Annotated in this window: 20 protein-coding genes, 5 pseudogenes and 1 riboswitch; of the genes and pseudogenes, 11 read left to right on the top strand and 14 right to left on the bottom strand. The window is 58.4% G+C overall.

The genetic code is table 11. The features are described 5' to 3' along the window. Window positions 1–11: 11 nt before the first annotated feature. Window positions 12–1,651 (top strand): annotated as a pseudogene (locus tag AC0L7L_RS13265) (FMN-binding glutamate synthase family protein). Window positions 1,652–1,845: 194 nt separating this feature from the next. Here AC0L7L_RS13265 and AC0L7L_RS13260 read toward each other — a convergent pair. The 3 genes from AC0L7L_RS13260 to rirA form a co-directional block, all read right to left on the bottom strand. Beyond that, the gene (locus tag AC0L7L_RS13260) at window positions 1,846–2,847 is read right to left on the bottom strand and encodes a substrate-binding domain-containing protein (protein WP_473509476.1); all 1,002 of its coding nucleotides are present in this window, start codon (window positions 2,845–2,847) and stop codon (window positions 1,846–1,848) included. A gap of 155 nt (window positions 2,848–3,002) precedes the next feature. Further along, complete coding sequence (locus AC0L7L_RS13255; protein WP_272212445.1) at window positions 3,003–4,634, bottom strand: FGGY-family carbohydrate kinase; 1,632 nt, start codon at window positions 4,632–4,634, stop codon at window positions 3,003–3,005. A 296-nt stretch (window positions 4,635–4,930) separates the two neighbouring features. Next, a complete protein-coding gene (gene rirA / locus AC0L7L_RS13250; protein WP_272212444.1) occupies window positions 4,931–5,398 on the bottom strand; it encodes an iron-responsive transcriptional regulator RirA in 468 nt (155 codons plus the stop codon). Window positions 5,399–5,562: 164 nt separating this feature from the next. Between rirA and AC0L7L_RS13245 the strand changes: the two genes are divergently transcribed. Then, a complete protein-coding gene (locus AC0L7L_RS13245; protein WP_272212443.1) occupies window positions 5,563–6,594 on the top strand; it encodes a Fe(3+) ABC transporter substrate-binding protein in 1,032 nt (343 codons plus the stop codon). A 206-nt stretch (window positions 6,595–6,800) separates the two neighbouring features. Continuing rightward, complete coding sequence (locus AC0L7L_RS13240) at window positions 6,801–7,139, top strand: hypothetical protein (protein WP_272212442.1); 339 nt, start codon at window positions 6,801–6,803, stop codon at window positions 7,137–7,139. Between the two features lie 75 nt (window positions 7,140–7,214). On the opposite strand, the gene AC0L7L_RS13235 is transcribed toward AC0L7L_RS13240, so the two are convergent. After that, window positions 7,215–8,303, bottom strand: coding sequence for a 2'-deoxycytidine 5'-triphosphate deaminase (locus AC0L7L_RS13235; RefSeq protein ID WP_473509472.1), 1,089 nt, complete (start codon window positions 8,301–8,303; stop codon window positions 7,215–7,217). 70 nt (window positions 8,304–8,373) lie between these two features. Beyond that, a riboswitch (SAM riboswitch) is annotated at window positions 8,374–8,451 on the top strand. Between the two features lie 33 nt (window positions 8,452–8,484). On the opposite strand from AC0L7L_RS13235, the gene AC0L7L_RS13230 reads away from it, so the two are divergent. After that, complete coding sequence (locus tag AC0L7L_RS13230; RefSeq protein WP_473509470.1) at window positions 8,485–9,669, top strand: O-succinylhomoserine sulfhydrylase; 1,185 nt, start codon at window positions 8,485–8,487, stop codon at window positions 9,667–9,669. A gap of 74 nt (window positions 9,670–9,743) precedes the next feature. Next, window positions 9,744–10,136, top strand: a complete 393-nt coding sequence (gene apaG, locus AC0L7L_RS13225) for a Co2+/Mg2+ efflux protein ApaG (protein ID WP_272212439.1) — start codon at window positions 9,744–9,746, stop codon at window positions 10,134–10,136. Between the two features lie 70 nt (window positions 10,137–10,206). On the opposite strand, the gene AC0L7L_RS13220 is transcribed toward apaG, so the two are convergent. The 7 genes and pseudogenes from AC0L7L_RS13220 to istA all read right to left on the bottom strand — a co-directional run bounded on the left by AC0L7L_RS13220 (window position 10,207) and on the right by istA (window position 19,732). Continuing rightward, on the bottom strand, window positions 10,207–11,814 hold the full coding sequence (locus AC0L7L_RS13220; protein ID WP_473509468.1) for an APC family permease: 1,608 nt from the start codon (window positions 11,812–11,814) through the stop codon (window positions 10,207–10,209). A gap of 322 nt (window positions 11,815–12,136) precedes the next feature. Then, window positions 12,137–13,373: pseudogene (locus AC0L7L_RS13215) on the bottom strand (IS701 family transposase). A 382-nt stretch (window positions 13,374–13,755) separates the two neighbouring features. Continuing rightward, on the bottom strand, window positions 13,756–15,681 hold the full coding sequence (locus AC0L7L_RS13210; protein WP_473509466.1) for a TniQ family protein: 1,926 nt from the start codon (window positions 15,679–15,681) through the stop codon (window positions 13,756–13,758). Beyond that, window positions 15,678–16,202, bottom strand: a complete 525-nt coding sequence (locus tag AC0L7L_RS13205) for a hypothetical protein (RefSeq protein ID WP_473509464.1) — start codon at window positions 16,200–16,202, stop codon at window positions 15,678–15,680. Before AC0L7L_RS13205 ends, AC0L7L_RS13210 begins: the two co-directional genes overlap by 4 nt. A 61-nt stretch (window positions 16,203–16,263) precedes the next feature. Continuing rightward, window positions 16,264–17,100 (bottom strand): IS5 family transposase, encoded by an 837-nt coding sequence (locus AC0L7L_RS13200; RefSeq protein ID WP_272212434.1) that lies wholly within the window; start codon window positions 17,098–17,100, stop codon window positions 16,264–16,266. A 280-nt stretch (window positions 17,101–17,380) separates the two neighbouring features. Beyond that, window positions 17,381–18,141, bottom strand: a pseudogene (gene istB, locus AC0L7L_RS13195) (IS21-like element helper ATPase IstB). Further along, window positions 18,138–19,732, bottom strand: a pseudogene (istA, locus tag AC0L7L_RS13190) (IS21 family transposase). Before istA ends, istB begins: the two co-directional pseudogenes overlap by 4 nt. 136 nt (window positions 19,733–19,868) lie before the next feature. Between istA and AC0L7L_RS13185 the strand changes: the two are divergent. Beyond that, a complete protein-coding gene (locus AC0L7L_RS13185; RefSeq protein WP_473509462.1) occupies window positions 19,869–20,438 on the top strand; it encodes a hypothetical protein in 570 nt (189 codons plus the stop codon). A gap of 279 nt (window positions 20,439–20,717) precedes the next feature. Here the strand turns inward: AC0L7L_RS13185 and AC0L7L_RS13180 are convergent. Both AC0L7L_RS13180 and AC0L7L_RS13175 read right to left on the bottom strand, forming a co-directional pair. Next, window positions 20,718–21,274, bottom strand: a pseudogene (locus AC0L7L_RS13180) (HNH endonuclease). Continuing rightward, window positions 21,222–22,034 carry a DNA-3-methyladenine glycosylase family protein gene (locus tag AC0L7L_RS13175; protein WP_272212430.1) on the bottom strand — a complete coding sequence of 271 codons (813 nt, stop codon included), beginning with the start codon at window positions 22,032–22,034 and terminating at the stop codon, window positions 21,222–21,224. Before AC0L7L_RS13175 ends, AC0L7L_RS13180 begins: the two are co-directional and overlap by 53 nt. A 44-nt stretch (window positions 22,035–22,078) precedes the next feature. Between AC0L7L_RS13175 and gluQRS the strand changes: the two genes are divergently transcribed. Next, window positions 22,079–22,957, top strand: coding sequence for a tRNA glutamyl-Q(34) synthetase GluQRS (gene gluQRS, locus AC0L7L_RS13170; protein WP_473509460.1), 879 nt, complete (start codon window positions 22,079–22,081; stop codon window positions 22,955–22,957). Here gluQRS and AC0L7L_RS13165 read toward each other — a convergent pair. Beyond that, entirely contained in the window at window positions 22,922–23,836 is a 915-nt protein-coding gene (locus tag AC0L7L_RS13165; RefSeq protein WP_272212427.1) for a YihY/virulence factor BrkB family protein, read from the bottom strand. The genes gluQRS and AC0L7L_RS13165 overlap by 36 nt on opposite strands. Window positions 23,837–23,934: 98 nt before the next feature. On the opposite strand from AC0L7L_RS13165, the gene AC0L7L_RS13160 reads away from it, so the two are divergent. The 4 genes from AC0L7L_RS13160 to AC0L7L_RS13145 all read left to right on the top strand — a co-directional run bounded on the left by AC0L7L_RS13160 (window position 23,935) and on the right by AC0L7L_RS13145 (window position 26,680). After that, window positions 23,935–24,768, top strand: a complete 834-nt coding sequence (locus tag AC0L7L_RS13160; protein ID WP_272212426.1) for an SDR family oxidoreductase — start codon at window positions 23,935–23,937, stop codon at window positions 24,766–24,768. Between the two features lie 195 nt (window positions 24,769–24,963). After that, window positions 24,964–25,161 (top strand): twin transmembrane helix small protein, encoded by a 198-nt coding sequence (locus tag AC0L7L_RS13155; protein ID WP_473509457.1) that lies wholly within the window; start codon window positions 24,964–24,966, stop codon window positions 25,159–25,161. An 11-nt stretch (window positions 25,162–25,172) separates the two neighbouring features. Continuing rightward, window positions 25,173–25,745, top strand: coding sequence for a cob(I)yrinic acid a,c-diamide adenosyltransferase (locus tag AC0L7L_RS13150; RefSeq protein ID WP_473509455.1), 573 nt, complete (start codon window positions 25,173–25,175; stop codon window positions 25,743–25,745). A gap of 185 nt (window positions 25,746–25,930) precedes the next feature. Further along, window positions 25,931–26,680 carry an electron transfer flavoprotein subunit beta/FixA family protein gene (locus tag AC0L7L_RS13145; RefSeq protein WP_272212423.1) on the top strand — a complete coding sequence of 250 codons (750 nt, stop codon included), beginning with the start codon at window positions 25,931–25,933 and terminating at the stop codon, window positions 26,678–26,680. Window positions 26,681–26,682 lie beyond the last annotated feature (2 nt).

Raw genomic sequence — 26,682 nt, 5'->3', positions numbered from 1 at the left:
TCTGGTAGCGCATGAATAAAACAAGGGGAGGTTGCATGCTCGATATGCTCATGCGGTGCATCATACCGATCGCCGCCGCGTTCTTCACCATCGTTGCCATCGCTGCCGGGTGGTTCTGGATCCTGCTTTTTACCATTCCGGCGCTTGCTGTGGCGGCCTATGACTGGTTTCAGTCATCCTGGACAATCACGCGCAACTATCCCGTTGCGGGTCGTTTGCGCTGGCTGGCACTTTCGCTGAGGCCCTTCATTCGAGCCTATGCGGTGGAGGATGACACCCACGGAACGCCCTATTCCTATGCGGCGCGCCAGCTGATTAAAACCCGCTCTCATGGTCTGGCCGACACAATCCCGTTTGGCACCGAGCTGGACGTTTACGAGGATCCGCACCATTGGATATCGCATTCGATGGCGCCCGAACGCGAGCCGGACCTTTCGCCCCGCATCACCGTCGGTAATGAGCAGTCTTCGAAGCCCTATTCGGCCTCAATACTCAATATTTCGGCGATGAGCTTCGGCGCTCTCTCAGCCAATGCGGTCAAGGCCATGAATATCGGCGCCCGCGACGGCGGCTTTTATCAGGACACAGGCGAGGGCGGCCTCAGCAGGCATCACCTTGAAAATGGCGGTGATCTCGTTTGGGAGATCGGCTCCGGATATTTCGGCGCGCGCGACAAGGATGGCAAATTTGATCCGGAAAAATTCCGCGACAAGGCCGCCAACGAAGCGGTTAAGATGACGGAGATAAAGATCAGCCAGGGCGCCAAGCCCGGCCATGGCGGCATGCTTCTGGGTTCGAAAGTCACGCCCGAGATTGCAGAGGTGCGCGGCGTTCCTGTTTATGAGAACTGTCTGTCGCCGCGCGGTCATTCCGCATTTTCGACACCGGCGCAGATGCTGGAATTCGCCGCCTCGATGCGCGAGCTCTCCGGTGGCAAGCCGGTCGGGATCAAATTTTGCGTCGGCCAGCCGCACGAGCCCTTCGCGCTGGTGAAGGCGATGCTGACCACCGGTATCTATCCCGATTTCATCGTCATAGACGGTGCTGAAGGCGGAACCGGTGCAGCCCCCTTGAGCTTGCCGATTGGGTTGGTATGCCGCTTTGGGACGGGCTGGTGCTGATGCGCAACGCTCTGGTCGGCGCCGGCGTGAAAAAGCATGTGCGGCTCGCTGCCAGCGGCAAGGTTTTTTCCGGCATGGGCCTCGCGCACAATCTTGCGCTTGGCGCGGACTGGTGCAATGCCGCGCGCGCCTTCATGATGTCTGTTGGCTGTATTCAGGCCCAGCGCTGTCACACTGGCACCTGCCCGACCGGTGTGACCACCCAGGACAAGTGGCGCCAGCGCGCGCTTGTGCCCGAGGAACAGGGACAGCATGCAGCGCGCTTCCACCGGAAAACCCTCGAAGCGCTCGCTGATATCGTTGCTGCCTGCGGTTTCGCCCACCCACAGGACCTTCAGCCACATCACATCATGCACCGCGTGGGCTCGCATGATTCCGTGCCGCTCGACAAGCTTCATCCCTTCCTGGCCGAGGGTGTTCTGCTTTCGGATCCCGACTCGACGATCTATGGTGATTGGTGGCGTGCGGCAAGTTCCGACAGCTTCCGTCCGGTCGAGGACCTCGTCATGCTCAGGGCAAGCAGTGTCTAGTGGGATGAATTTGGCATTTGAGTCCCGTTTCAACGACCTCATCCGTCAACTGTCAAATTCTAAAATTCCACTAGAAAACATATCCTTGCCAGTGGTCCCTATGATTCCAACATTTGCTGATGAGGTCGCAGCGAGGGGAACCAAATGTTGGAATCGGACCACTAGCGGCTTCGCTTCACCGGGTTTGGCAGGCCCTATACGGGTGCGTTGAGGTAAACCAGCTCGGCATCAACAACCGTGCGCGGTTCACCTGCCGCCACCTCGCCTCGAATCTGGGCGGTAATCGAGTGGAAGGCGGCACGTGCCAGCGCCTCCTCGTTTTGCCGGATGACGATCACCGTATTGGGCAGGAGCTCAAGAAAACCATCATAATCGAAGGTGCCGATGATCATGCCGGGTGGCACCGCGGAGCGTTCGCGCTTGAGACACTGAAGCGCGCCCTCAAGCACCAGCAGCGACGAGCACAGCAGCGCCGAGGGCAGTGCCCCGCCCTCATGCAACAGCGTCCGCATCATGGTTTCGCCAGCGGCCACATTATCGTCTGCTGCTGTCATAACGCGGGTGTTTTCGCCGTTGCCGGCGGCTTCGCGAAAACCGTCGATACGCGCGATGATCGCGGGATTGTCCGGGTGGCCGCAGAAAAACGCCATATCGCGCGCGCCCGATGCCATCACAGCAGCGGTCAGGAGCCTGGCATTCTCCTTGTGGTCGCTGGTAATCACCGCCGTGCTGTCGCCCGGATAATGACGGTCGATCACCACCATGGGCGTGCGTGTGTTGCGCTTTTTGGCCGAAACCGCCGGACGCGGTGCACAAGGCGCCAGCACCAGCGCATCCACGCCGCGCTCAAGCAGACTCTGAAGCGCGCGCCTCTCCACGGCTGGATCCTCGCCACTCGACGTGGTGATCAGCACAAGCCCCTCTGCCCTGCAGCATGCTTCAAGATGCGCCATGAAACGGGCGAAGAACGGATTGGCGATCTCCGGTGCCACGAAACCGACCGTATGGCTGCGCCGGGTCTTCAGATTACGCGCCGTCTGGTTGATCGTGTAACCATGCTCGGCGACGTACTCACCTATAATTTTCTGAGTGCGCTCGCTGATCCGGTATTCGGAGGCCCGCCCGCTCAGCACCATGGTGATCGTGGTCCGGGAATAGCCGGTTTCCGCAGCAATCTCGGATATCGTTTTCGCCATAGCCTGTTTTTCTCCGCTATCAGGCAGTCTTCCACAAGGGTGCCGCTCAACGCCGGCTGCTGCTATCTCCGCAGCAAGAGCAAGGTGCGCCCTTTACGGGCGCACTGTAAGCCGACATTTCACCTTTGCGCCGTCAATGTCCGGCACAACCCCATTTACGTGTTCATTGCAGCCCTGATCTTGCGGTCGGCATCCTGCAGCAACGAAAAGGCTTCGAACTTTGCCGCATGCAGGTCGGCCACCGCGCCGCCGGCAGGTGCCATGATCTCCCGGATGGAAGACATCTGACGCGCGCCCTGTTCGATATCGCGGTGATGGCCCGAAGCAACCGCCCCGATGATGGCACCGCCGAGAAGCACCGGTTCGGCCGTATCGGGCAATGCGACCTTGAGGCCCGTGGCATCGGCAAGAATGCGCCGCAGCAGGCTGCTTTGGGCGGCGCCACCGCTGACCACTATGGTTTCAAGCGGCAGCCCCTTGGCTTTCTCCGCCTCGATGATCTGGCGGGTACCGTAGCACAGGCCGCAAAGACCCGCGACATAGAGCGCCACCAGGCTGTCCTCGCCGGCATCGAGCTTAAGCCCGCTGACAACGCCGGTTGCCTGCGGATCGGCATAAGGGGCGCGATTGCCAAGAAATTCCGGGACCACCTGGATATCGCGACCAAGATAAGCAGCCTGCTCCGCCGAACCGGCTTTTTCGATGGCGCGCTTTTCCAAATAGACAGGCACCGGAAGCCCCGCCGTTGCGGCCTTTTCGCGGATCGCAGGATAGGCCGGATGCAGGGTAACGAGGTGGTCAAGTGCGGCGCCATAGGCAGACTGGCCACCTTCCAGCAGCCAGAAGCCCGGCACCATGGCACCGAAATAGGGGCCCCAGACACCGTCGACGAAATTGGCCTCCTGCGCCAGCGTCATGGCGCAAGCAGAGGTGCCCATGATCAGTGCCATCTGGGTTTCCGGCGGCAGATATTCGCCATCCGGCCCCTCGCAGGCAAAGGTGCCGACACCACCGCAATGCGCATCGATCAGCGACGCGCCGACAGGTGTTCCGGCAACAAGACCAAGCTCGGCGGCAGCGGCCTCCGTCAGACCCTTGCCAAGCGGTGTTGCAATATCGGCAACCTGCGATCCAATCCGGGCAAAGTCGTTTTCTGCGAGTTCCTCAAGACCGATCGCCCTGAAATATTCAGCATCCCAGCGACCTTCATGCGCCAGATAGGTCCATTTGCAGGTCACGGTGCAGACCGAACGGTCGGTCGCGCCGGTCGCACGCCATGACAGGAAATCAGCTAGGTCGAAGAAATGGCTGGCGGCCGCGAAAGTCTCCGGCCTGTTTTCCTTGAGCCAGAGCAATTTCGGGGTTTCCATCTCGGGTGAAATCCGTCCACCGACATAACGCAGAACATCATGGCCACCGGCATTGATGCGGTTGGCCTGGTCGATCGCACGATGATCCATCCATACGATGATATTGCGTTCCGGGTCTTCCGACGGCCCAACGGCCAGCGGCTTGCCCGCTCCGTCCAGCACAACCAGCGAGCAGGTCGCATCGAAGCCGAGACCTCTGACGCTTGCCGGGTCGATGCCAGCCTCGGCCAGCGCGGTCTTGGTAGAAAAGCAGATGGCGCTCCAGATATCGGTTGAGGACTGCTCGACGATATCGCCTGCTTCCCGCCAAAGCGTGAGGTCCTTCTTGCCGACACCGAGGAGACGACCACTTTCGTCGAAAACACCCGCGCGTGCGCTGCCGGTTCCGACATCGATACCGATGAAATGACTGCTCATGGCTCTCTCCCTGCCCCGAAACGGAGCATCTCCGTGTTCTTTTTCAAACAGGGCAGCTGTTCGCCGCCTCTTGTCGCCACCCGAAGCCAGGTCGTTCTGGCTTTGCACGTATGCTGTTACGAGTTAGCGTCCTTTTGCTACATCTTTCCAGTGACAAGCACAAGGCACATTTGCCACCGGAAAACTTCGTTGGGGACGATCGCCGGACAACAAAAAACGCCGGGAAATATCCCGGCGCTTGCATCTAAAATCATCAAATCAGCCTGTGCGATCACAAATGTGATCGCGAAACGCCTTTACGCGGCAGAGGTCTCGACCTTCTTGCCTCCTTCAATGCTCAGCAGCTTGAAAATATCCACACGCCGCCGCACCAGGTCCTCAATCGTATAATCAGCGAGCACCGAGAAAAACGCGTTCAGCGCCTTTCTGAGCGCCTCGTTGAAGCCGCAGCTATCGACCAGCGGGCAATCCGAATCATTGCCCTCGTCAAAACACTCAGCCATGGAAAAATTCTCCTCTGTCACGCAGACGACATCGAAAAGCGTGATCTCGGATGCCGGGCGACCGAGGCGAACCCCACCATTTCGACCGCGCACCGTATCCATGATCCCGGCCTTGTGCAGTGGCTGGATAATCTTGAACAGGAAAAGCTCGGATACACCATAAGCCCTTGCGATCTCGGGGACACGGCTCAGCCTGCCGTCATTGGCCGCGCAATACATGAGCATGCGTACCGCATAATTCGTCTGCTTTGTCAGGCGCATTCCAATTTCCTCTTTAGAATGTTTCCATGTTTATAGCGCGTTTCTCACTTTGGAACAATTCCAAAAGAAGAAATTTCCACTCAAGTCTAAAACGCGCACGGTTGACAGCACAGCCCTAATACCTGATGAACGAATTCAAGTTAAAGCATCACATGGAGAATTCAATGACAAGGCTCAAAGCACTTGCCGGTTCTTTTCTGGCACTCGGCATCGCCGGCGTCTGCGCCCCGGCGTCGGCTGAGGATGTCAACATCTATTCCTACCGTCAGCCGGAACTGATCGCTCCGCTGCTTGAGGCTTTCGAGGCCGAGACCGGTATCAATACCAATGTGCTGTTTCTGGACACCGGCCTTGTCGAACGGATCAAGGCGGAGGGTGCCAATTCGCCCGTCGATGTGATCCTCACCGTCGATATCGGGCGATTGACCGAAGCCAAGGAGGCAGAAGTTACGCAGCCGGTCGAAAGCGAGATCATCAACACCGATATTCCCGCGCAGTTTCGTGACCCCGACGGCAACTGGTTTGCGCTGACGAAGCGCGGTCGTGTGGTCTACGCATCGAAAGATCGTATCGGTCAGGTGCCGATCACCTATGAGGAACTGGCAGATCCGAAATGGAAAGGCGCGATTTGCATTCGCGACGGTCAACACCCCTATAATATTGCGCTCATCGCCTCGATGATCGCCCATCACGGCGCCGAATACACGGAGGAATGGCTCAAAGGCCTCAAGGCCAATCTCGCCCGTCGCCCGAACGGCAACGACCGGGGCCAGGCCAAGGCCATCATGTCGGGCGAATGCGACATTGCGCTTGGTAACACCTATTATGTCGGGCTGATGATGACCAACGACAAAGAGCCCGAGCAGAAGGAGTGGGCAGCCGCGATCGACATCCTGTTTCCCAACGCCGATGGCCGCGGCACCCATGTCAATGTCTCCGGCATGGCGATGGCAAAACACGCGCCGCATCCGGAAAACGCCTTGACGCTGATGGAATTCCTCGCCTCGTCCGAAGCGCAGGAAATCTATGCCGAACAGGTCTTTGAATACCCTGTGATGCCGGGCGCAGAAGCTTCCGAGATTGTTCAATCCTTCGGCGAAATCCACCCCGACGACCTGTCACTTGCCGAAATCGCCGACCACCGGCGTGAAGCATCCGAACTCGTCGACAAGGTCGGTTTCAACGACGGCCCGTAAGTAACCGAGTTCTACTTTGATAAACACAGAAGGCCCGGTCATGCAAAACCGGGCCCTTTTCTTTTTAATTGATACAACACCGACTTCAAGTCCGCGAAAACACGTATCTTTCATCGTCCCGGTTTTCGCTCCGGCGCAAGAAAGCCGACCCGACGTCGGCATTTTCCGCTATTATGAGCGGCAAGAACCAATTGGGAGAATGAATCATGATCAATCTGATCCGAATCGCGGCATTTATGACTGTGGTAGCGCTCGCCGGCTGTCAGACGGCACCACCGGAGACGTCCCTTCAGGAACTGCTCGATCAGGGCGCACGTGCAGAGCTTGGAGCACAGAGGTGCGAGAGCTACATCAGCCTGCGTGGCGACGCCAAGCTGAAGGATGCATCCGAGGAAATCTATGCCAAGGCGAGGGCGATGGGCGCCGATCAGTCCGATATCGACGACGCACGTCTACGGGCACGCCAGCAGGCGCAAATTCGAGACACGCTGGTCGGCAATGAAGAGACCTGCAACGAACTGGCCGTGTTGCCGCCGGGTTACTGAACGAAGCCGTTCCGGCAATTCCGAATGCCATCGAAAAGCCGGTCGCTTCGTGGCCGGTTTTTTTCTGGACTGTTCCTACCCGACCCGGAAATGCTTGGAGAGCTTAAGCCCCTGCGCCTGATAGTTCGAGCCGAGACCTGAACCATAAAGCGCGGTCGGCGGATCCATCATGTGCTCGTAGACCAGACGACCCACGATCTGGCTGTGTTCGAGAATGAAGGGCACTTCGTGGCTTCTGACCTCCAGTACGGCACGCGCGCCCCTGCCGCCGGCTTGCGCATGGCCGAAACCTGGGTCGAAAAAGCCTGCATAGTGCACGCGGAATTCACCGACCAGCGGATCGAACGGCGTCATCTCGGCGGCATAGAGCGGCGGTACATGCACGGCCTCGCGCGAAACCAGGATGTAGAATTCATCCGGATCGAGGATCAGTTCGCCCTTGCCGCGTCCCTCGATCGGCTCCCAGAAATCGAGAATGTCGTAGCCAGCCTTGCGGTCGACATCGATGACGCCGGTGTGGTGCTTGCCGCGATAACCGACCAGCCCCTCACCCTCCAGATCGATGGAAAGCGCAATCCCGCCATCGGAGATATTGGGCATGTCGCTGGCAACCAGCGTTTCGGCGCGGTGCAGTGCCATCAGCGCATCTTCGGCGAGAACGGCATGGCCAGAACGGAAACGGATCTGCGAAAGCCGGGAGCCCTGCCGCACGATCACCGGGAAGGTGCGCGGCGAAATCTCCAGATAAAGCGGCCCTTCGTAACCCGCCGGAATGATATCAAACTCCTGAGCGAAATCGGTGATCACGCGCGTGAAAATATCCAGCCTTCCGGTCGAGCTTTTGGGGTTGGTCGAGGCTGCCATCGCTTCGCCCAGCCTGAGGGCTTCCATCAACTCCACGATATAGACACAGCCAGTTTCCAGCACCGCCCCCTGCGTCAGATCGATCTCGTGCATGCTGAGATGCGACAGCTTGTCGGCCACATGATTTCGCGGGCCGGGCAGGAAACTTGCCCGCACACGATAGGCCTTCACCCCGAGCCTCAGATCGAGGCTGGCGGGCTGGATCTGGTCGTGGTCGAGTGGCTTTGCGGCAACCAGATCGCCCTGCTCCAGCAGGGCGGCAATGGCGTGATCGGCCAGTATTCCGGGCTTATTTGACATGGTTTTGCTCCTGTTGGCCGACAAAACCAATGTTTCAGAATTGACGCAAGCGCTGATAGGGAATATGCCGAATTATCCCTGTGGTGATTTGGCCGGTCGGCTTGCAGCCACGTTAAACAAATAGCTAAAAGGCCGGGTAACCGGTCCCTTCGCGACCGGTTTTTTTGTTTGGAGAGAAAAGATGAAGCAGTCCTGGCGTCCGCAAACCAAGCTCGTTCACGCAGGCAGCCTGCGTTCGCAGTATGGCGAGATGTCGGAGGGCATCTTCATGACGCAGGGCTTTCTCTACGAAAATTCTGCCGCCGCCGAGGCCCGCTTCAAGGGCGAGGATGAGGGCTTTATCTATGCCCGCTATGGCAGCCCGACCAACGCCATGTTCGAACAACGTATGTGCGCGCTTGAAGGCGCGGAAGATGCGCGCGCCACCGCTTCCGGTATGGCCGCCGTTTCCGCCGCAATCCTATGCCAACTGAAGGCCGGTGACCATATCGTGGCAGCGCGCGCGCTGTTCGGCTCCTGCCGCTGGGTGGTCGAAACGCTTGCACCGAAATATGGCATTGAATGCACACTGGTCGACGGTCGCGCGCTTGCCAATTTCGAGGCCGCAATCCGCCCGAACACAAAATTGTTCTTCATTGAAAGCCCGACCAACCCGACACTCGAAGTGATCGATATCGCCGGTGTCGCGCGGCTTGCCCATCAGGCCGGTGCCCGTTTGGTGGTCGACAACGTATTCGCCACCGCGCTCTACCAGAAACCGCTCGAACTCGGTGCGGATGTCGTCGTCTACTCGGCAACCAAGCATATCGATGGTCAGGGCCGCTGCCTCGGAGGCGTTGTCCTGTCGTCCAAGGAATGGGTTGAGGAAGAACTGCAGGACTATTTCCGCCACACCGGCCCTGCGCTGTCGCCCTTCAACGCCTGGCTGTTGATGAAGGGGCTGGAAACTTTTCCGTTGCGCGTCCGCCAGCAGACCGAAAGTGCCGCAAGAATTGCGGATTTCCTTGCCGATCAGAAACAGGTCGCCCGCGTGATCTATCCCGGCCGCGCCGATCACCCGCAGGCTGACATCATCAAAAAGCAGATGAAAGCCGGATCGTCGCTGATCGCCTTCGAACTGAAGGGCGGCAAGGATGCGGCCTTTGCGCTTCAGGATGCGCTGGACATCGTCTCGATTTCCAACAATCTCGGCGATGCCAAGAGCCTGATCACCCATCCGGCGACGACAACCCACAAGAACCTCTCCGACGAGGCGCGCGCCGAACTTGGTATTACCGGCGGCACGATCCGTTTTTCGGCCGGTATCGAGGATAGCGACGATCTGATCGACGATTTTGCAGCGGCACTTGCAAAACTGCCGGCATAAGCGTCAGAATTGCGGATCAGGACCGACCGGCGACCACCGACACCGGCCGGGCAGGACATTTCCGGAGCCGGCCAGTGGACAGCGAAACGACGGACGACATAGAGATCAAGGTGGAGACCCGTTTTCTGGACGAGCATTCCTCCCCGGCGGATGACCAGTTTGTCTGGGCCTACGATATCGAGATCGTCAATCACGGGGCGATCGAGGTCCAGATCATTGCCCGCCACTGGACCATCACCAACGCCGACGGTATTGTCGAGACCGTCAACGGCCCCGGCGTCGCCGGCAAGCAACCGGTGCTTGAGAGCGGCGGACGCTTTGCCTACCAGTCGGCAGCCCCGCTAGACACGCCTTCCGGCATCATGGTCGGCCATTATGTCCTGCGCACCGGCGACAACCGGCTGTTGCGGGTGGTGATCCCGCCGTTTTCGCTGGACTCGCCTTACGAAGACCGGTCGCACCACTGAAGCGCGAAACAACAAAGGTCGCCCTTCCCGGCAAGGAAGAGCGGCATTTGTCTGTGTTAATGCAGTGGTGTCAGTCGCGCGACATCACGTCCTCGACATCGTCACCGTCATATTCCTGTAGCTCGATATCGTGCTGTTCCCTGCGGAACCGGTCGAACGCTTCCTTCGAGACGCGGCCACGCACAGCCATCAGGAAAACCGCGATCGAAAACAGCGCGGCCAGGATCGAGTCGACTGGATGCGGAATGACACCAAGGCCGCCGCCATAGCCGCCGAGATAAGAGATGATGGCAACACCGGCCATGTAGACGCCGAACCATACTGCACTCATCGGCTCGAGGTCTTCGCGCCCGATCACCGCAAACCTGACGAAGAAAAGCGCCGCCCCCACGGCCAGCAGTGCGAGCAGAACCCAGATCGTGCTCCAGCCGGACCAATAGATCATCAGTGTTGCGATCATGAAAGCCAGCGCTCCGATAACCCCTGCTGCCGGCACTACGAACGGACGGTGAGCGTTTGGCGCAAGATAGCGGAAAGCGACCATCGACACCGGACCGGCAATGAAGGACAGGACCACGGCCGCACTGTTGAGCGCGAGGATTTCCTGAAACGGCAGGACAATCAGCATGAAAAGCGCGACGAAGTAATTGAGGATCAGCGCCCAGAGCGGTACGCCAAACTCGTTCAGCTTGGCGAAAAGGCGCGGAAATACGCCGTTGTTCGACATCGCAAGCGCAAGACGGGCATTGGAGCCGACCGAGACGAGGCCGCTGCCGGCCGGTGAAATCACGGCGGCGACATTCAGCATGCTCAGCAGCCAGAGAACACCGATCGATGTAGCAAGCGCGCCAAGCGGGCCGAGTTCATGATTGGCCTCGATCGTCTGCCACCCCTTTGCAAGCGAAGCCGGATCGATGGCACCGACAAACGCGATCTGCAGACCAACGTAAACGGCAAGGCAGATCAGCACGGAGAGGATCAGCGCCATCGGGATCACTTTTTGCGCATTTTTGACCTCACCGGCCAGGTCAATAGCGTGCCGGAAGCCAATAAAGGCGAATACGACACCGCCGGTGGAAACCGCTGCGAAAATGCCGGGAACACCGAAAGGCGCAAAGCCGCCGGCTGATGTGAAATTCGAAGGCTCAAATCTTGATGCAACGACGACCACGATGAAAATCACCGGAACAATCAGCTTGAACCAGGTCATCGTGGTGTTGATCCGCGCAAACCAGGCAACGCCGAAAACGTTCACCACCGTCAGCACCGCAAGGAAGACCGCTGCGGCGCCGTACCCCGAAAAGGTCAGGCCACCGGCGCTGTCGGTCAGCCACGGCAGATAGGACGAGGCATAGCCGAGCGAGGCTTTCACTTCGATCGGCGCGGTGGTGCAGTAGCCCACCCAGGCGCTCCAGCCCATGGCCAGCGCCAGAAGGCGCCCGTGGGAAAACTGCGGAATTCGAGCAATACCACCTGCGATTGGAAACAGGGTTGAGTTTTCAGCATAGGTCAAGGCGATGAGCAGCATCGCCACCGCGCCGATCAACCATGAGATAATCGAGGCTGGCCCCGCTAGTTGCGCTGTATCGAGTGGCGCAAACAGCCACCCAGATCCCAGAACGCCACCGACGGCGACAAAGGTAAGACCGACAAGGCCAATTTCGCGTCGCATTGCCATTTTATTGTTCCCCTAGCGTAACGCGCTTCAATTGATGCAGCCGACCACCCCTGCTGGCTCACTACAATGAGTTTGCATTTCTGCAATTATAAGTATTCGTGTGCATACGTTTTCGTGTCAATCCATTTGCGTGTCATTCCGTCCGTTTCTGCTGTCGACGTGAAGAGACAAATTGAAACGAAAGTAGAGAAACACTTCGGTTTTCGTTGCGGAAATACAAAGACAAACGGCCTAACACTACTTTGGGATTTTAGGTTTTACGGGTTCGGCGATGATCCTTGCACGGTGTGGGGATCGCATAGGCGGAGGCCGTGCAAAGAGATCAAGAATGGCCTGTCTGATGGCCGGCATGGTTGGTTTTGGCGGCGGACCTGTGATTCCTTTTTTCCGTCGCTCTGCTTTGAGGCGGCGGGACTGGGGAAAGGCGTAGGCGATCATCGTCATCAGCGCATGTCGCGATGCCCATGATCTGCCTTCGAAGTGGTCGAGCCCAAGCTCTTCCTTGAGTTGCAGGTGCGCCTGCTCACAGATCCATCTGGCCTTGATGGCAGCGGCCAGCATCTTGATGGAGGCATCGCCCGGCATGGCCTGAACGCGGCCATCGAGCATCCGGTGTCTGTGGCCTTCGGCGAGCCCGACGCGGGCAGTGGCGAAGTGACAGGACAATCGCCCCTTGGTGCCTTGCCGCCAACTGACTTTTCGCCATTTCTCCCCGGTCAACATCGTCTCGGCGGAAATCGCTGGCCGGTCGGGAATATGGTATTTGCGGCGGTTTCCGGCTCTGGCGACCGGAAAGACCAGGGCGACATCGCCCGGATAGACATTCTGACGCCGTGACCGGCCCACCGTCCAGTTGAGGCCGCGCTCGCTCAGGGCCTGACGGAACGGGCTGCTTGATCCATATCCTGCATCGGCAAGGACACAACCGGAGCGCACGCCGGAGGCAATGACACGGTCGATCTCCTCGATGGCGATTTCCGGCTTTGTCAGAGCAGTCTGACGAACCTTCGGCACGCCGGCCCGCATCATGCGCTCTGGATCGTCTCGTCCATGTCTCGGGCAGAAACAGCCGCAGCCCCACCATGACCGGCGCCTCGCGCGCCGCAAGTGTCACCGAGACCAGCGATTGGCGGTCTTCCCAAGTGCGGAGGCATATTGTGGCGCAACGCCAACAGAATGCCGGCCCTTCTTCGGCAATGCGTTTGTCGGGTGAATGATTCACTGAACCGGCTCACCATCGATGATCAACCACGAACGATCACCGCCGGCCAACTTATCGGCTTCAGCGAGAAGCGCCGCTTCGAGCGGGCTGCATCCCGCACGCCACTGCCGATGAAATGATGAAGCTGGTTGTAGCTTGCGCCGCCGTCTCGCGCCGCAATCGGATGAGTGTTCTTGCGATCCCGGGGCCTATCAACCCGGCAACATAGGCCGGGCCCATCCGCACCCGCGCCTTGTGCCGCAGCGCAGAGGAGAATGGCGTCAGCCAGCGCTCCAGGTCATCTTGCCAGTTCCTGTCCATGGCCGGTCCCTCCAAAAAACGACCTCCTATGAATCATTGAAAACCCGTCATGGGAATCGTAAAAAACGCTCAGCTCAAGAATGCCAAAGTAGTGTTAGGATGAGAGAATGTTGCTTGCTGGCTGATACATCGATCCCGTTGTCTGAGGGTCGATATTTTCGCGCAGCATAGTCCTGATCCGGGCCGGTTTGTGAATCCGATGCTTCATATCGGAACCAAAACCCGCCATTTGGTGACTTTTATGGGTGCATTTACACAAACAGTGTTAAAAGCACCATAAAAAGCACATTTCAGCGCGCTATGTGATTGTTTTTATTGCATTCTGGTATGGCTGTAGTTTTTGTAGATATCATCAGATTCACCGGATGAAAGCATCTGATTCACCAAATTCGGCCCTTCGCAGCTTTCTGGTCGAGCGATCATCGATTTGGCCACTCGCGTGCAGCGCCTTTTAGCTCCGAGGTAGGGAAAGCGGTTTCATCCAGATTATCGATGAGGCGCAACACGTCCTTTCGCTTGTAGAGCCACGCTCCCATCCAAACAGGATCAGCAATCGGAAGAATTCCCGTATTCGTCATCAGTTTCTTGGCCTCCACGTGCGAGATGCCAAGCAACCTGCCTATCGCACTCGCCGTCATGTAGCGCTCTTGAAACTTCTGAAGTTCGATGCGTGAAAACCGGAGCTTGCCCTTCCGTTGCCGATATTCAGCTTGATCAACCTCATGCATCCAGGGGCCGCCATGCTCTGGAGAAACCAGCCGGTGCGGCGTAGAGGACACAACTCCTAGTATAAGTGCCACTTCGCTCGCTGAAATCGTATGATCCGGGTCAAGCGCCTCTAATACAGCTTTCACCTCAGATGTATTAAAGCGCAGGTGATCAATTCTATTTATGCCTTTTATGAGCTTGGTGTCCCTAAATTCCCCTTTTAGTTGAAATTCCAAGATTTGTTCTGTAGATGACCTTCCGCAAGTTACGCCCCACAGCGAGCGATAACCTTCGACTTCGTCATCTATTTTGCCGCAGCTATTGCATATATTCGCGAGGAATTGCTCCAGTTCCTCCTTCACGTAGCCTCCTGCGCGGATCCCATGCTGTCCCTCTGTTACAGGAATGATCGGACTGATAAGTCCCGAATGCGCCAATCTTTCAGCCTGCGTTGCGCTGCATCCGAGAATCTTTCGGACCTGCCGCAAGCTTACCGCCTCCTGAGTTCTAGCGATCACCTTTTCCGCTGCATCTGCCGGGAATGCCCAGCGGTTGAGAGAGGCACCTTTGGCTGTGGCCGGGAGCATGCCGGCTTTGCGCATCAGCATGGAAATCCTGCTTTTTGATATACCGGTTGCGCTCGCAAGTGAGTTGGCAGAGTGCATCCGCCGGACTGGTAATGTCTCTCCGAGCACGACCTCACCTGCGTCAAGGGCGAAGTTTTCCACTATGGCGGTCCTGAGGATACTCCGCAGTGGCTCCATGCCGTCGACCATGTTTCGCTTCTTCAGCCACCTGAAGAAATAACCGTATGCTGCTTGAGGGCCCGCGCGGCCGCTACTGCATCCGGAATCGATGCACAGTCGCTTGAACTCGGTCAGGATGGCCTCGGTTCCTGCCGAGTAAGTTTTGAAGCCGACATCCCCGACCCGCGCCCAGTCGGAAGTCACATACTCCTTGATCGGCGCAGAAGGACCGTCCGCCAAAAGAGCCCCGAGCATTTCGGATGCCTTGACAACACCGGAGATAGTCTGAGAGCCCAGCCAATCTTCGCACTTGTCAGTCGCGGAGAACCGCCTGGAGACGTACTGTTGCAGAAGGCCGGGACTTCTGTCGACGGACGTTGCAATGACGCCGGGCTCAAAGTCATTTAGCGCGAGCAACTGCTCGACATCGAAAAGATCGAGGCAGTCTTTGAGGCGGAACTCAACGAGCTGGGTTTGGTGCAGCGCACAGCACACAACGGGTCTCAGCAGCCATTGCCACCGAAACCTTCGAGAACCCGGGTTCCAGCCTGCCTGTGAATGGTCGTCAGCCAAACACTCAAGACAGGCGGTTACCGACCCACGCCGAACAAACGGAAGGTTAAAGGTTTCCCCGCGCAACGTGAAATTGCCATCAGGTTTTGCAACCAAAGTGTTATACCGAATATGATCGGCTTCAACGCCGGACAATGCCGATAAGGCTTGTACTAAATCTTCGGTTCCGTCGCGGATATCCTTTACCCCAATATCCCAGTAGCCGCGAAATTGCGATAAACTGGCGCCAGTATGAAACTGGCCGCTCCGCGCAAGATAGCCTTGCGCGAGCTCGTCGTCATAAAAGGGCAGTTGCGGTTCCAACCGGGGGAGCGTCATTTCTTGACCCTCCGCTTCCTGCCCGGCGTTTTGGGAGGGCTGCTGCCATCATCGATGTCTCCGGACAACTGCGTTAAATCTGAAACGGAACTGGAAGTCACCGAGCCTGGTTGATAGTCGGCCCTGAAAGGGTTTTCTGAGTTGAAATGCAGGAATTGAAGATCGAAGACGGCCTCGAAGTCGGCAAGTTCCAGCGAGGAAGCCCCTTGTTCGAACGCCTGTATTACCGACGTTGCGATCAGGCGCATGCAACGACCATAGCTGCCTCGACATCCGTCATAAATCCGATCATGAAAATAGACGTCGCGGGTAATGCTGCGCGCTAGCTTCAGCTGGGCACTTTCTGCATATTTGCTTACTGCAAGAGCTATCAGGTCAATGGCCTGTTTCCGCGAAAACGGATCCAGCCGAAAGTCAAGAAGCCGGCCGGCCAGCTCTTCATTTTCCGGCATATCATAAATGAAATCCCGCAGTTTTTCCGTGCCGATGACGATCAGGCATACGCCGCCCCCGTCCTGCAACAGGGTCTTCAGGAACAGATTTACCGGCTCGGACTTGCTTCTTAGAGCCGGATTCAAAAGTTCATGATGGGAAACAATATCGTGCGAGGCGTCTGGTCATCACCCTGATGCTGGCGATGTTGACCCATGCTGTGGCGCTTGCGATGGACTTTTCCCAATCTTTGGCCAACCGACGGCATCGTCCGAACCAGCCGAAGGTGCGCTCCACCACCCATCGGCGGGGCAGAACCTCAAAGCCTTTCGCTATGTCGGAGCGCTTGATGATTTCAAGGTTCCATTGGCCGCATCCGCGCAGCGCTTTTCGCAACTTCTGCCCGGCATAGCCGCCATCTGCGAAGACATGGCGCAACCAGGGGAAACGGTAGCGGATGGCTTTCAGGACATCGGGCGCACCGTCGCGGTCCTGGATATCGGCAGCATGGACAAGCACGAACAGCATCAGCCCGATCGTATCGGTGATGATGTGGCGCTTGCGGCCCTTGATCTTCTTGCCGGCGTCGTAGCCCGAAACCCCGCCGCTTTCGGTGGTCTTGACACTCTGGCTGTCGATGACACCGGCTGTGGGCGAGGCCTCGCGCCCCTCCAGTTCGCGCGTAGCGCAGACGAGCAGATGATTGATGGTCTGCCAAAGGCCGATGTCGCGCCAGCCATAGAAATAGCCTCGCACCGTGGAGACCGGAGGGAAGTCCTTCGGCAGAGCCCGCCATTGACTGCCGCTGCCCGCAATATAAAGGATCGCGTTCACCACTTCCCTCATATTCGTTTTCCGTGGCCGCCCGCCGGGCTTGGCCAGCGGTATCAGTGGAGCAATTACAGCCCACTCACGGTCCGTCAAATCGGTTGGATAGCGAAGGCGATCCCGGTTATGCTGCAGGCGGGTGATATCAGTCCAGGGCATGCGATCCTCCACGTTCTTGGCAGAGGTGGTTGAATCACATCCTTCTGATATCACTCAACAACTTTTAAATCGGGCTCTTATTGTTTCGAGCAGTTACCAGCCTCCATCGCTGCTTCTGCTTGGGCGTCATTTGAACGATTGCGAGGGGTGTCAACGGCGGTGTAAAAACCGGCCACGGGGCGGAGCAAAAGTCGGCCACCTCGGGCGCAGGTATGAGGCCCGCGGGAGGGCGTAGCCCGAGCGGGGGCCTCATACCTGCGTAGCGATTTTCTGAAGGGTTTCAGCTGGCCTTTCGGGCACGGCTTTGGGCGAGACGATAGCTGTCGCCATTCATTTCGAGAATGTTGACATGGTGCGTGACGCGGTCGAGCAGAGCGCCGGTCAGGCGCTCGGATCCCATGATTTCGGTCCATTCATCAAAGGGCAAATTGCTGGTGATCAGGGTGGCGCCCCGCTCATAACGTTGCGAGATCAACTCGAACAGCAGTTCCGCGCCAGTCTTGGAGAGCGGCACGAAGCCGAGTTCGTCGATGATCAGCAACTTGTACCCTGCCATCTGCTTCTGGAAACGCAAGAGGCGCCGCTCGTCACGGGCTTCCATCATCTCGCTGAGACCATGGCTGCGGCTGTGGTGAAGCCAACGGACAGGCCCTTCTGGCAGGCTGAAAGGCCGAGGGCGAGCGCTATGTGCGTCTTCCCGGTTCCGCTGGGGCCGAGAGCGATGACGTTCTCGCGACGCTCGATCCATTCGCAGCGGGCCAGCTCCAGCACCTGCATCTTGTTGAGCTTCGGGATGGCGGCAAAGTCGAAACTGTCGAGGCTTTTGACGACCGGGAATTTGGCTGCCTTGATACGCCGCTCGACCTTACGACGATCCCGTTCGACCATTTCCCGCTCGGCAAGCCGGCTGAGGTACCCGATGTGGTCGACGCCCTCGGTGGCGCAAAGCCGGGCCAGTTTCTGATACTCCCGCTGGAAGGTCGGCAGCTTCAGGGTCTTGAGGTCGTGGGCAAGCAGAATCTCGGGTGCTTCGGTGCTCATGCCGCTTCTCCCTTCCCCGATGACAAGAGGCCCATGTACGCCTTCGCCGATGTCGTCTCGACGGTTGCTCTCGGCAGGTAGGGATAGATCGACAGATCCAGTCGCGGCGGCCGGCGCTCCACCCGGCAAAGAATCAGATGTTTGACGGCGTCGAAGCCAATCGCGCCGAGTTGCAGGGCTTGCTTGATCGCCGCATGCAGGTCAGCCATATCGAAGCTTTCCAGCAGACGAAGAACCTGCACGTATTCTCGCCGGCCATGCTTTGCCATGCGGCCTTCCATCAGCCGGCACAGTGTCGCAAACTCCTCCGGCAGAGCCCAGCCCTGCAGAGGGGCCGCCTGATCCAGCGCATTGATCTTCTGTTCGATCAGCGGCAGGTAATGAACAGGGTCGAAGATGACATCTTCCCGATCCCAGCTCCTGGGATGGCGGGCGATGATCTCGCCGCGGCAACCAATCACCACCTTGTCGACATAGCCTCGAACCCAAACGTCCTGATGACCGTAGGCGACAGGCACGGAATAGTCACCGGATCGCCGTGCGCTCTTTGCGCACGCGACGATCCGGCACTTTGAATATGCGCATCGTTCCGAACGGAAATCGTTCCCGATCTCCTGGCCGATGCGCGGGTTTTGTAGCGAACGAGAGACTGGGCCGTCACCCTGGCGCTGGCCTGATCGCAGGCATCGAAGGGCGACGCCGGCAAGGGGCGCATAGCCGCCAGATCGCGCTGCAGCCGTTCACCGATCGTCTCGCTCTCACCGCGCAGCCTGTCACATTGGCGCTTCCGGCACTGTTCTTCCAGAAAGGCATTGAACGCATCCCAGGTCGCAAACTGCGGGATGGGGACCATGAAGTTACGCCGGGCATAACCGACAAGGCCCTCGACGTTACCCTTGTCATTGCCCTTTCCGGGCCGGCCATAGCGATCCCGGATCAGGTAGTGGGACAGGAACCCGCTGAACAGTGTTGCCCGCTTACGCGTGCCGTCAGGCAGGATCCTCGCCACAAGGCAGCGATCATTGTCATAGACGATCGATTGCGGCACGGCCCCGAAGAAGGCGAACGCATGGACGTGGCCATCAATCCAGGCCTCGGCCACCGCCGCCGGATAAGCCCGCACGTAGCAGCCGTCGCTATGCGGAAGGTCGAGCACAAAGAACCGGGCTTTCTGCTCGACACCGCCGATCACCACCGTCGCCTCACCGAAATCCGCCTGCGCATGGCCGGGCGGATGAGAAAGCGGCACGAACACTTCCTGACGGCGCTGTTCCCGCTCCCGGATATAGTCCTTGATAATCGTATAGCCGCCGGTGAACCCGCACTCATCACAAAGCCGGTCGAAAACACGCTTGGCCGTATGGCGCTGTTTGCGCGGCACGTGTCTGTCTTCATCCAACCAGTGGTCGATCGTCGAAACGAACGCGTCCAGCTTCGGCCGCCGGACTGGTGATTGTCGCTGATAGCCAGGTGGCGTCGAATACGACAGCATCTTCGCTACGCTGTCGCGGGATATGTTGAAGTGTTTGGCTGCCTGACGCCGGCTCATCCCTTCCGAGACGGCCAGACGAACCTTCAGATAAAGATCCACGGTGTAAATCCTCTGTCCCTCCTGCGCTCATTGCAGAAGGAAGATAGGTGGCCGGATTTTACTCCGCCCGCGGACGAGATTATTCCGCCGCTTTCGTGGCCGACTTTTGCACCGCCGTTCTCATAACCGAGAGCTGGTGGTCTTCTCCGCCGAGAATTTGTCCCGACTAGCAGACAGCCCCGCTCTGGGTGTAGCCTTCGTTAAGAACAACATAGACGAATTTCTAGAGGTGCAGGACGAATGCGACCTGGACGATGATTTCATGCAGAAGCTGCTGGAAGCCGACATCGGCGACGGGAACCGGCTCAGAATTCTGGCAACGATGGACCTTGGCATCTTCACGGGCTTACGCGCCCGAGCTGTGCTCGTCGGCGAAATACTGGTTCGCACGGGAACCAAGATCGACAACCTTGACGCCGATGCCGTACGTGCTGTGATATTGGGCTCCCGCCCCGCCGCAACTCAAATCTCGCTGCTGAACCGGTTCCACATGATGTTCGACGTCGAGCAAGTGCAGGACATCCTGCAGTCAATGCCCTCACCGCTTCCTGAGATCAAACCGGGTTGGGGGGCGCCGAGACTTGCAAACACACAGGTAAACGTCGATTTCGTAACATGGTTGAAGTCACGGAAAATCATATCGTCTTGGAGCAAGGTCAAGGGCGTCTTCGGCGACGGTATTCGGATCTATCTGTTCAGGAAATAGGCTGCAGACGAACAAGCCTTGGGGGCCTCACGTTGTGGAGTTCCAACACTCAGCTGCCGCGCAGCGAGGATCGCATTCCGGCGGAGTAGCTGGCGCACTGGAATCATCCTCGTGTTCTCCAAAAAACGGAGGGAAAATAGATCCCAAGCAACCTTCCCTCCAGTCGCAATACTCAACGCATGCCACCCGGTCGGTGAATCCGATGCTTCATATCGGAACCAAAACCCGCCATTTGGTGACTTTTATGGGTGCATTTACACAAACAGGGGTGGCTGTGGCTCACGGCTCCAGCTCGCTGTCCCAGTAGAGATAGTCGAGCCAGCTTTCGTGCAGATAGTTCGGCGGGAAGGCGCGGCCGTTGTTGTGGAGGTCCTGCACAGTCGGCTGAAAGGGCTTGTGGGCGGGGATCATGCTGGCCTGTTTGGGAAGGCGCGAACCTTTTTTAGATTGCAGGGCGAGCAGGCGGCAACCACGTTCTCCCAGGTGGTCTGGCCGCCGCGGCAGCGCGGGATCACATGGTCGAAGGTCAGTTCTTCATGGGTGCCGCAATACTGGCACTGAAACCGGTCCCGAAGAAATACGTTGAAACGGGTAAAGGCCGGGTTACGTGAAGGCTTGATATAGGTTTTCAGACAGACAACGCTTGGCAGCCGCATGGAAAAGCTGGGCGAGGACACAGCCTGATCATACTCGGCGATGATGTTCACACGATCAAGGAAGACGGCCTTGACCGTGTCCTGCCAGGACCATAGCGACAAGGGGTAATAGCTCAGTGGCCTGTAATCAGCATTCAGCACGAGTGCCGGCAAGGCCTGCGGCGAGACTGCAATCGTCAAGTTGCTCTCCTGATCGATTCGGCATCCTTTCTCTGTATATTAGGCTTGTTGTTACAGCATTGTGAAGCCTGTTAAATCGAGGCCATAAATGCAGTGTGCAAAGCCGCCACAATTCTTCAGCTAACAGGTAGAACTTCTTTTTCATGGCTTTGGCGTAATACGCCCAGAGAATGCGTGCCGCGACCGCCCGATATGGGCGCCAGTCGCCAGCGCGTGTGCGCAGTGACTTCTGGTCCGGTCGTTCCTGAAGGCCGAAAGCGTGTGCAGCCGCCGCGCGCAGCGCCAGATCGCCAGCCGGGAAGATGTCGATGTGGCCTGCCGAAAACATCAGATAGACTTCAGCCGTCCATGGCCCGATGCCGCGATATGCGACAAGCGCGGCGATTGCTTCCTCGCTCGGCAGTTCGGCAACACGGTTGAGATCGAGATCGCCGCGGGCGATCGCAAAGGCAACCGCCTCAAGGCTTGCCTGCTTGGCGCGGGTGAGCCCGAGGCCGCCGCGCGCTTCAGGCGAGAGCGCAAGATAGGTATCTGCTGTCAGTGGGTCACAGGCTGTTGTCAGCCGGGCAAAGATCGCCGCAGCTGCCTGTTTGGAAATCAGCTGGCCGACCACGACCTCGGAAAGGCCTTCGAAACCGCCCGGCCGCAGCCTGAGCGGGATTGCGCCACATTTGGCCACGATCCTTGCCATCGCGGGCGTGCTTTCGCATAACCCTTGCACGGCACTATCAAGATCGGCGGCATTGCGCAGGCGCTTCATCGGCCTTACCCCTTTCGTGAATTCTGGACACGGATTGTCATCGCATGAATTTGAACATTGCTCGACCCGTTTTCCGCTTTGCCCCGAGCCCGAACGGCCGGCTTCATCTGGGCCATGCGCTTTCGGCGCTTGAAAACCAGCAGCGGGCACAAGCGGTTGATGGCAGGCTGCTGCTCAGGGTCGAGGATATCGACCGCGCCCGCTGTACACCGGAGCTGGAGGCAGGTGTTGTTGAAGACCTTACATGGCTCGGCGTCAGCTTTGACGGGACTGTTTTTCGCCAGTCGGAGCATTTCGCCGACTACCAGTCCATGCTGCAAAGCCTGATCGACCGCGCGCTCGCTTATCCGGCCTTCATGACCCGCAGCGAAGTGAAAAGGCATGTCGGCGAAAGCGAAGGGCAGGGGAGGGCATGGCCCCGCGATCCGGATGGCGCGCCGCTCTATCCCGATCGCGATCGGCGGCTGGATTTACTGCGGCGACAGGAGTTGCTGGGTTCGGGCATGCGGCATGCCTGGCGGCTCGACATGGAGGCGGCGATCAAGGCTGTTGGCAGGCCGCTTTTCTGGCGGGAACAAACCGGCGACGGTGTTGTCGGCATAGAAGCCGAACCGAACGTTTGGGGCGACATCGTGCTGTCGCGCTCGGATGCGCCTTCAAGCTATCATCTGTCGGTTGTCACTGACGATGCCGCACAGGGAGTGACCCATGTCGTGCGCGGCATCGATCTTTACCACGCAACCTCTGTCCAGCGGCTACTACAGGAGCTTCTTGGCTTGCCCGCGCCCGTCTATCACCACCACAGGTTGATGCTGGGCGATGACGGGCGCAAGCTTTCCAAATCGAACCGGGACACGGCACTTGCCGAACTGCGCGCTAGCGGCGTGTCACCCGCCGATATTCGGGTCCTTTGCGGTTTCTGAATGCTTTGCCGCGCGGGCATGGTGGCGGCTCCACGGGGCGTGTTTGATGACCTTGTATTTCAAAAGAGCGGCATTCACCTCCGCCCCCAAAAGCAGGATCACGCCGATCGAATAGAGAAACACCAGCAGGATCATCGGCGTCGCAAGACCGGCATAGGTGGCGCTGTACTGCGCGAAAGTGCCGAGATAATAGGCGAAGCCCGATGCAAACAGCGACCAGACCACCAGCGTCAGAATGACGCCCGGTAGCACATCGACAAGCCGGCGGCGACCGGCCGCCAGAAACAGATGGGCAATAACGAGCCCGAACATCAAAAACAGGAATGTGCCGAACAGGCGGGCGTTGGACAGCACTTCGAGGGCTTCTTCCAGCCAGGGAAACCAGCGCTCGGCGAAGTGTAGTGCGACCGGCACCACCACGAACATGATGCTGAGAAAGGCAAAGATGATCGATGCCAGAAGCACAAACCCCAGACTGCGGATTCTGAGCCACCACCATGTCCGCGTTTCCTCAACCCGGTAGGCACGGTTGAGTGACAGCCGGACGGCCTCAACTCCGTTGGAGGCGAAATAGGCCGCCGCCAGCACCGAAACGGTCAAAAGCCCGCCACGCGGTACCGTCAGAACCTCGCGGATCTGGTTCGCAACCGGCTCGGCAATCGCTTCCGGCCAGGCTCCGACGATGAAGTTGATGGCGACATTGGCGAATTCGTCGGCACCAAGAAAACCGGCAAGCGTGGTGCCGAAGATCAGGAAGGGAAACAGCGCCAGCAGGGTCGAAAGCGCGACATGGCTGGCCATGGCCCAGCCGTCATCCTCGCTGAAGTGATAGAGCGCGTCGTAGGCGACCTTGAACGTCATCCGGATCGGCGTCTTCATCATGTCTCCCAATGGCGGTTGTTGTGTCAGAGTATTTGTAGCGCACCCGGCACCCTTATATAGGACTGAGATCGTTTTGATGTACGGGGGAGAAGCAATTGGCCGAGAAATCCACGATAATCGTCACCGGCTGTTCAAGCGGCATCGGCGCTTTCTGCGCTCGCGCACTGAAGGATGAGGGCTGGCGGGTGTTTGCCACAGCGCGCCGTGAACAGGATCTCGCAGCACTTGCCGCCGATGGCCTTGAGGCGCTTTATCTGGATTACACCGACGAGGCCTCGATTACCGCCCTGGTCGAAACCGTGCTTCAGCGCACCGGCGGCACACTTGATGCGCTGTTCAACAACGGCGCCTATGGCCAGACCGGCGCGGTGGAAGATGTGTCAACCGATGTGTTGCGGGCCCAGTTCGAGGCCAATGTCTTTGGCTGGCACGAATTGACCCGGCAGATCGTACCGGTCATGCGTGCGCAGGGGCACGGCCGTATCGTCCAGTGTTCCTCGATCCTGGGGCTTTTACCCTATCGTTTTCGCGGACCTTATTCGGCCTCGAAATACGCATTGGAAGCCCTTTCGCTGACATTGCGCATGGAACTTGAGGGCAGCGGTATTTTCGTCAGCCTGATCGAGCCGGGGCCGATAGCCTCGAAGTTTACCGCCAATGCGCTGAAACATATCAAGGCCAGTATCGACATCGAAGGGTCCGTGCATGCTGAGGATTACCGCAAACAGCTTGCCCGGCTTGACGGTTCCGGCCCGCCCAACCGCCACAAGCTGGAACCCGACGCCGTCCATGCCGTGTTGCTGAAAGCACTGACGGCCAAGCGGCCGAAGCCGCATTATCTGGTGACCACACCGGCAAAACAGGGCGCGATCCTGAAACGGCTGATGCCCGCCGACTGGTTTTATCGCCTGATGGGCCGCATGAGTTGAAGAGTAGCGGCAGCACGGGTGAGCTTTCCGTCACCCAGGCGATGTTACGGTCGACGCCGGCAATGGTTCACTTGTGGATTGGGACCGCGGTTGCTGGCGATTGCAGCTACCTCGTTTTGTCTGGCCCTTGCACGAACACATAATTTGTCGTCTGATGCGCTTTCCCTGCCGAAGCGGGAATGAAGGAGGAGAACCATGTCCAGCTTTTTCATATTCGTGACAATCATTTTCATGATGCTGGTCGTGTTCTTTCTGGTGCGCGGCCTGATCAACATGATGAAGGGCGGCAGCGGCGAATTCTCCAACAAGATGATGCAGGGGCGCGTTGCCTTTCAGGCGATCGCGATCGTCCTCATCATGTTCACCCTCTGGCTCCTCCAGTCCGGACACTGATTTATTTAAGCATGGTCAAACTCAACAAGATCTACACCCGCACCGGTGATGGCGGCACTACCGGGCTTGCCACAGGCCCGCGCCGCAACAAGTCCGATCTCAGGCTCAATGCCATCGGCGATGTCGATGAAACCAACGCCACCCTCGGCCTCGTGCGGCTTGAGGTGGATAGCGAAAGCGCGATGGCCGATGCTCTGAAGCGCATTCAGAATGACCTGTTCGACCTCGGTGCCGATCTGGCCACACCGGAGACCGATGAGGCGCTCTCCTATGAACCGCTGCGAATTGTGAGCGCGCAGGTCGCGTGGTTGGAGGGCGAGATCGACCGGCTGAATGCGGCGCTTTCGCCGCTCACCTCCTTCATTCTTCCCGGCGGCAGCCGGCTTGCCAGCGGCCTTCACATGGCCCGCACCGTCTGTCGGCGGGCAGAGCGCGCCATGGTGGCGCTTGGCGCCGAAGAACAGGTCGGAAAACCCGCGCTTTGCTATATCAATCGCCTTTCCGATTACCTTTTCGTAGCCGCCCGCCATGCCAATGACTGTGGCCGCGCCGACATTTTGTGGGTGCCGGGAAAAAACCGGTGATTTCCCGAAAAATACGTGGTTTCGGGCAATGATTCTTTGTCAAAACAGGCAAATGAAATTATTCATGTCGCCCATTGGCAAGCGAGCGCGGTCGAAAGGCCGCAATCTCACCCTAGGCCGGGATGCCCGTTCCGGCTCCAAATGTCTCGATTGAGGCCGTCTGGCCCTGATCCAGGAGGTAGAAGATGAAGGTTCTGGTCCCGGTAAAGCGGGTTGTCGACTACAACGTCAAGATTCGCGTCAAACCGGATGGCACCGGCGTTGAACTCGCCAATGTGAAAATGTCGATGAACCCGTTCGACGAGATCGCGGTTGAAGAAGCCCTCAGGCTGAAGGAAGCAGGTATCGCCACCGAAGTGGTTGCCGTTTCCATCGGCCCGGCCAAGGCGGAAGAAACCATCCGTACAGCGCTCGCCATGGGCGCTGACCGAGGCATCCTGATCGCCACCGACGGGACCGTCGAGCCGCTTGCCGTTGCAAAGCTGCTGAAAAAGGTGGCCGAAGCGGAACAGCCCGGCCTGATCATCCTCGGCAAGCAGGCGATCGACGATGACAGCAACCAGACCGGCCAGATGCTGTCGGCGCTGCTTGGCTGGAGCCAGGCCACCTATGCGTCCAAGCTTGAAGTCGGCGAAAGTGAAGTCACCGTCACCCGCGAGATCGATGGCGGACTACAGACCATCACCGTCAAGCTTCCCGCGATCATCACCACGGATCTGCGCCTCAACGAGCCGCGCTATGCTTCGCTGCCGAACATCATGAAGGCCAAGAAAAAGCCGGTCGACAAGAAGACGCCCGAGGACTTTGGCGTCGATATCGCCCGTCGTCTGGAAGTGCTTAAGACCGAGGAGCCGGACGCCCGCAAGGCAGGCATCAAGGTGGCCAGTGCCGCCGAATTGGTCGACAAGCTGAAAAACGAAGCTGGCGTGCTGTAAGG

The organism is Martelella sp. K41-7, assembly GCF_055808365.1.
This window is presented reverse-complemented; position numbering and strand designations above follow the sequence as displayed.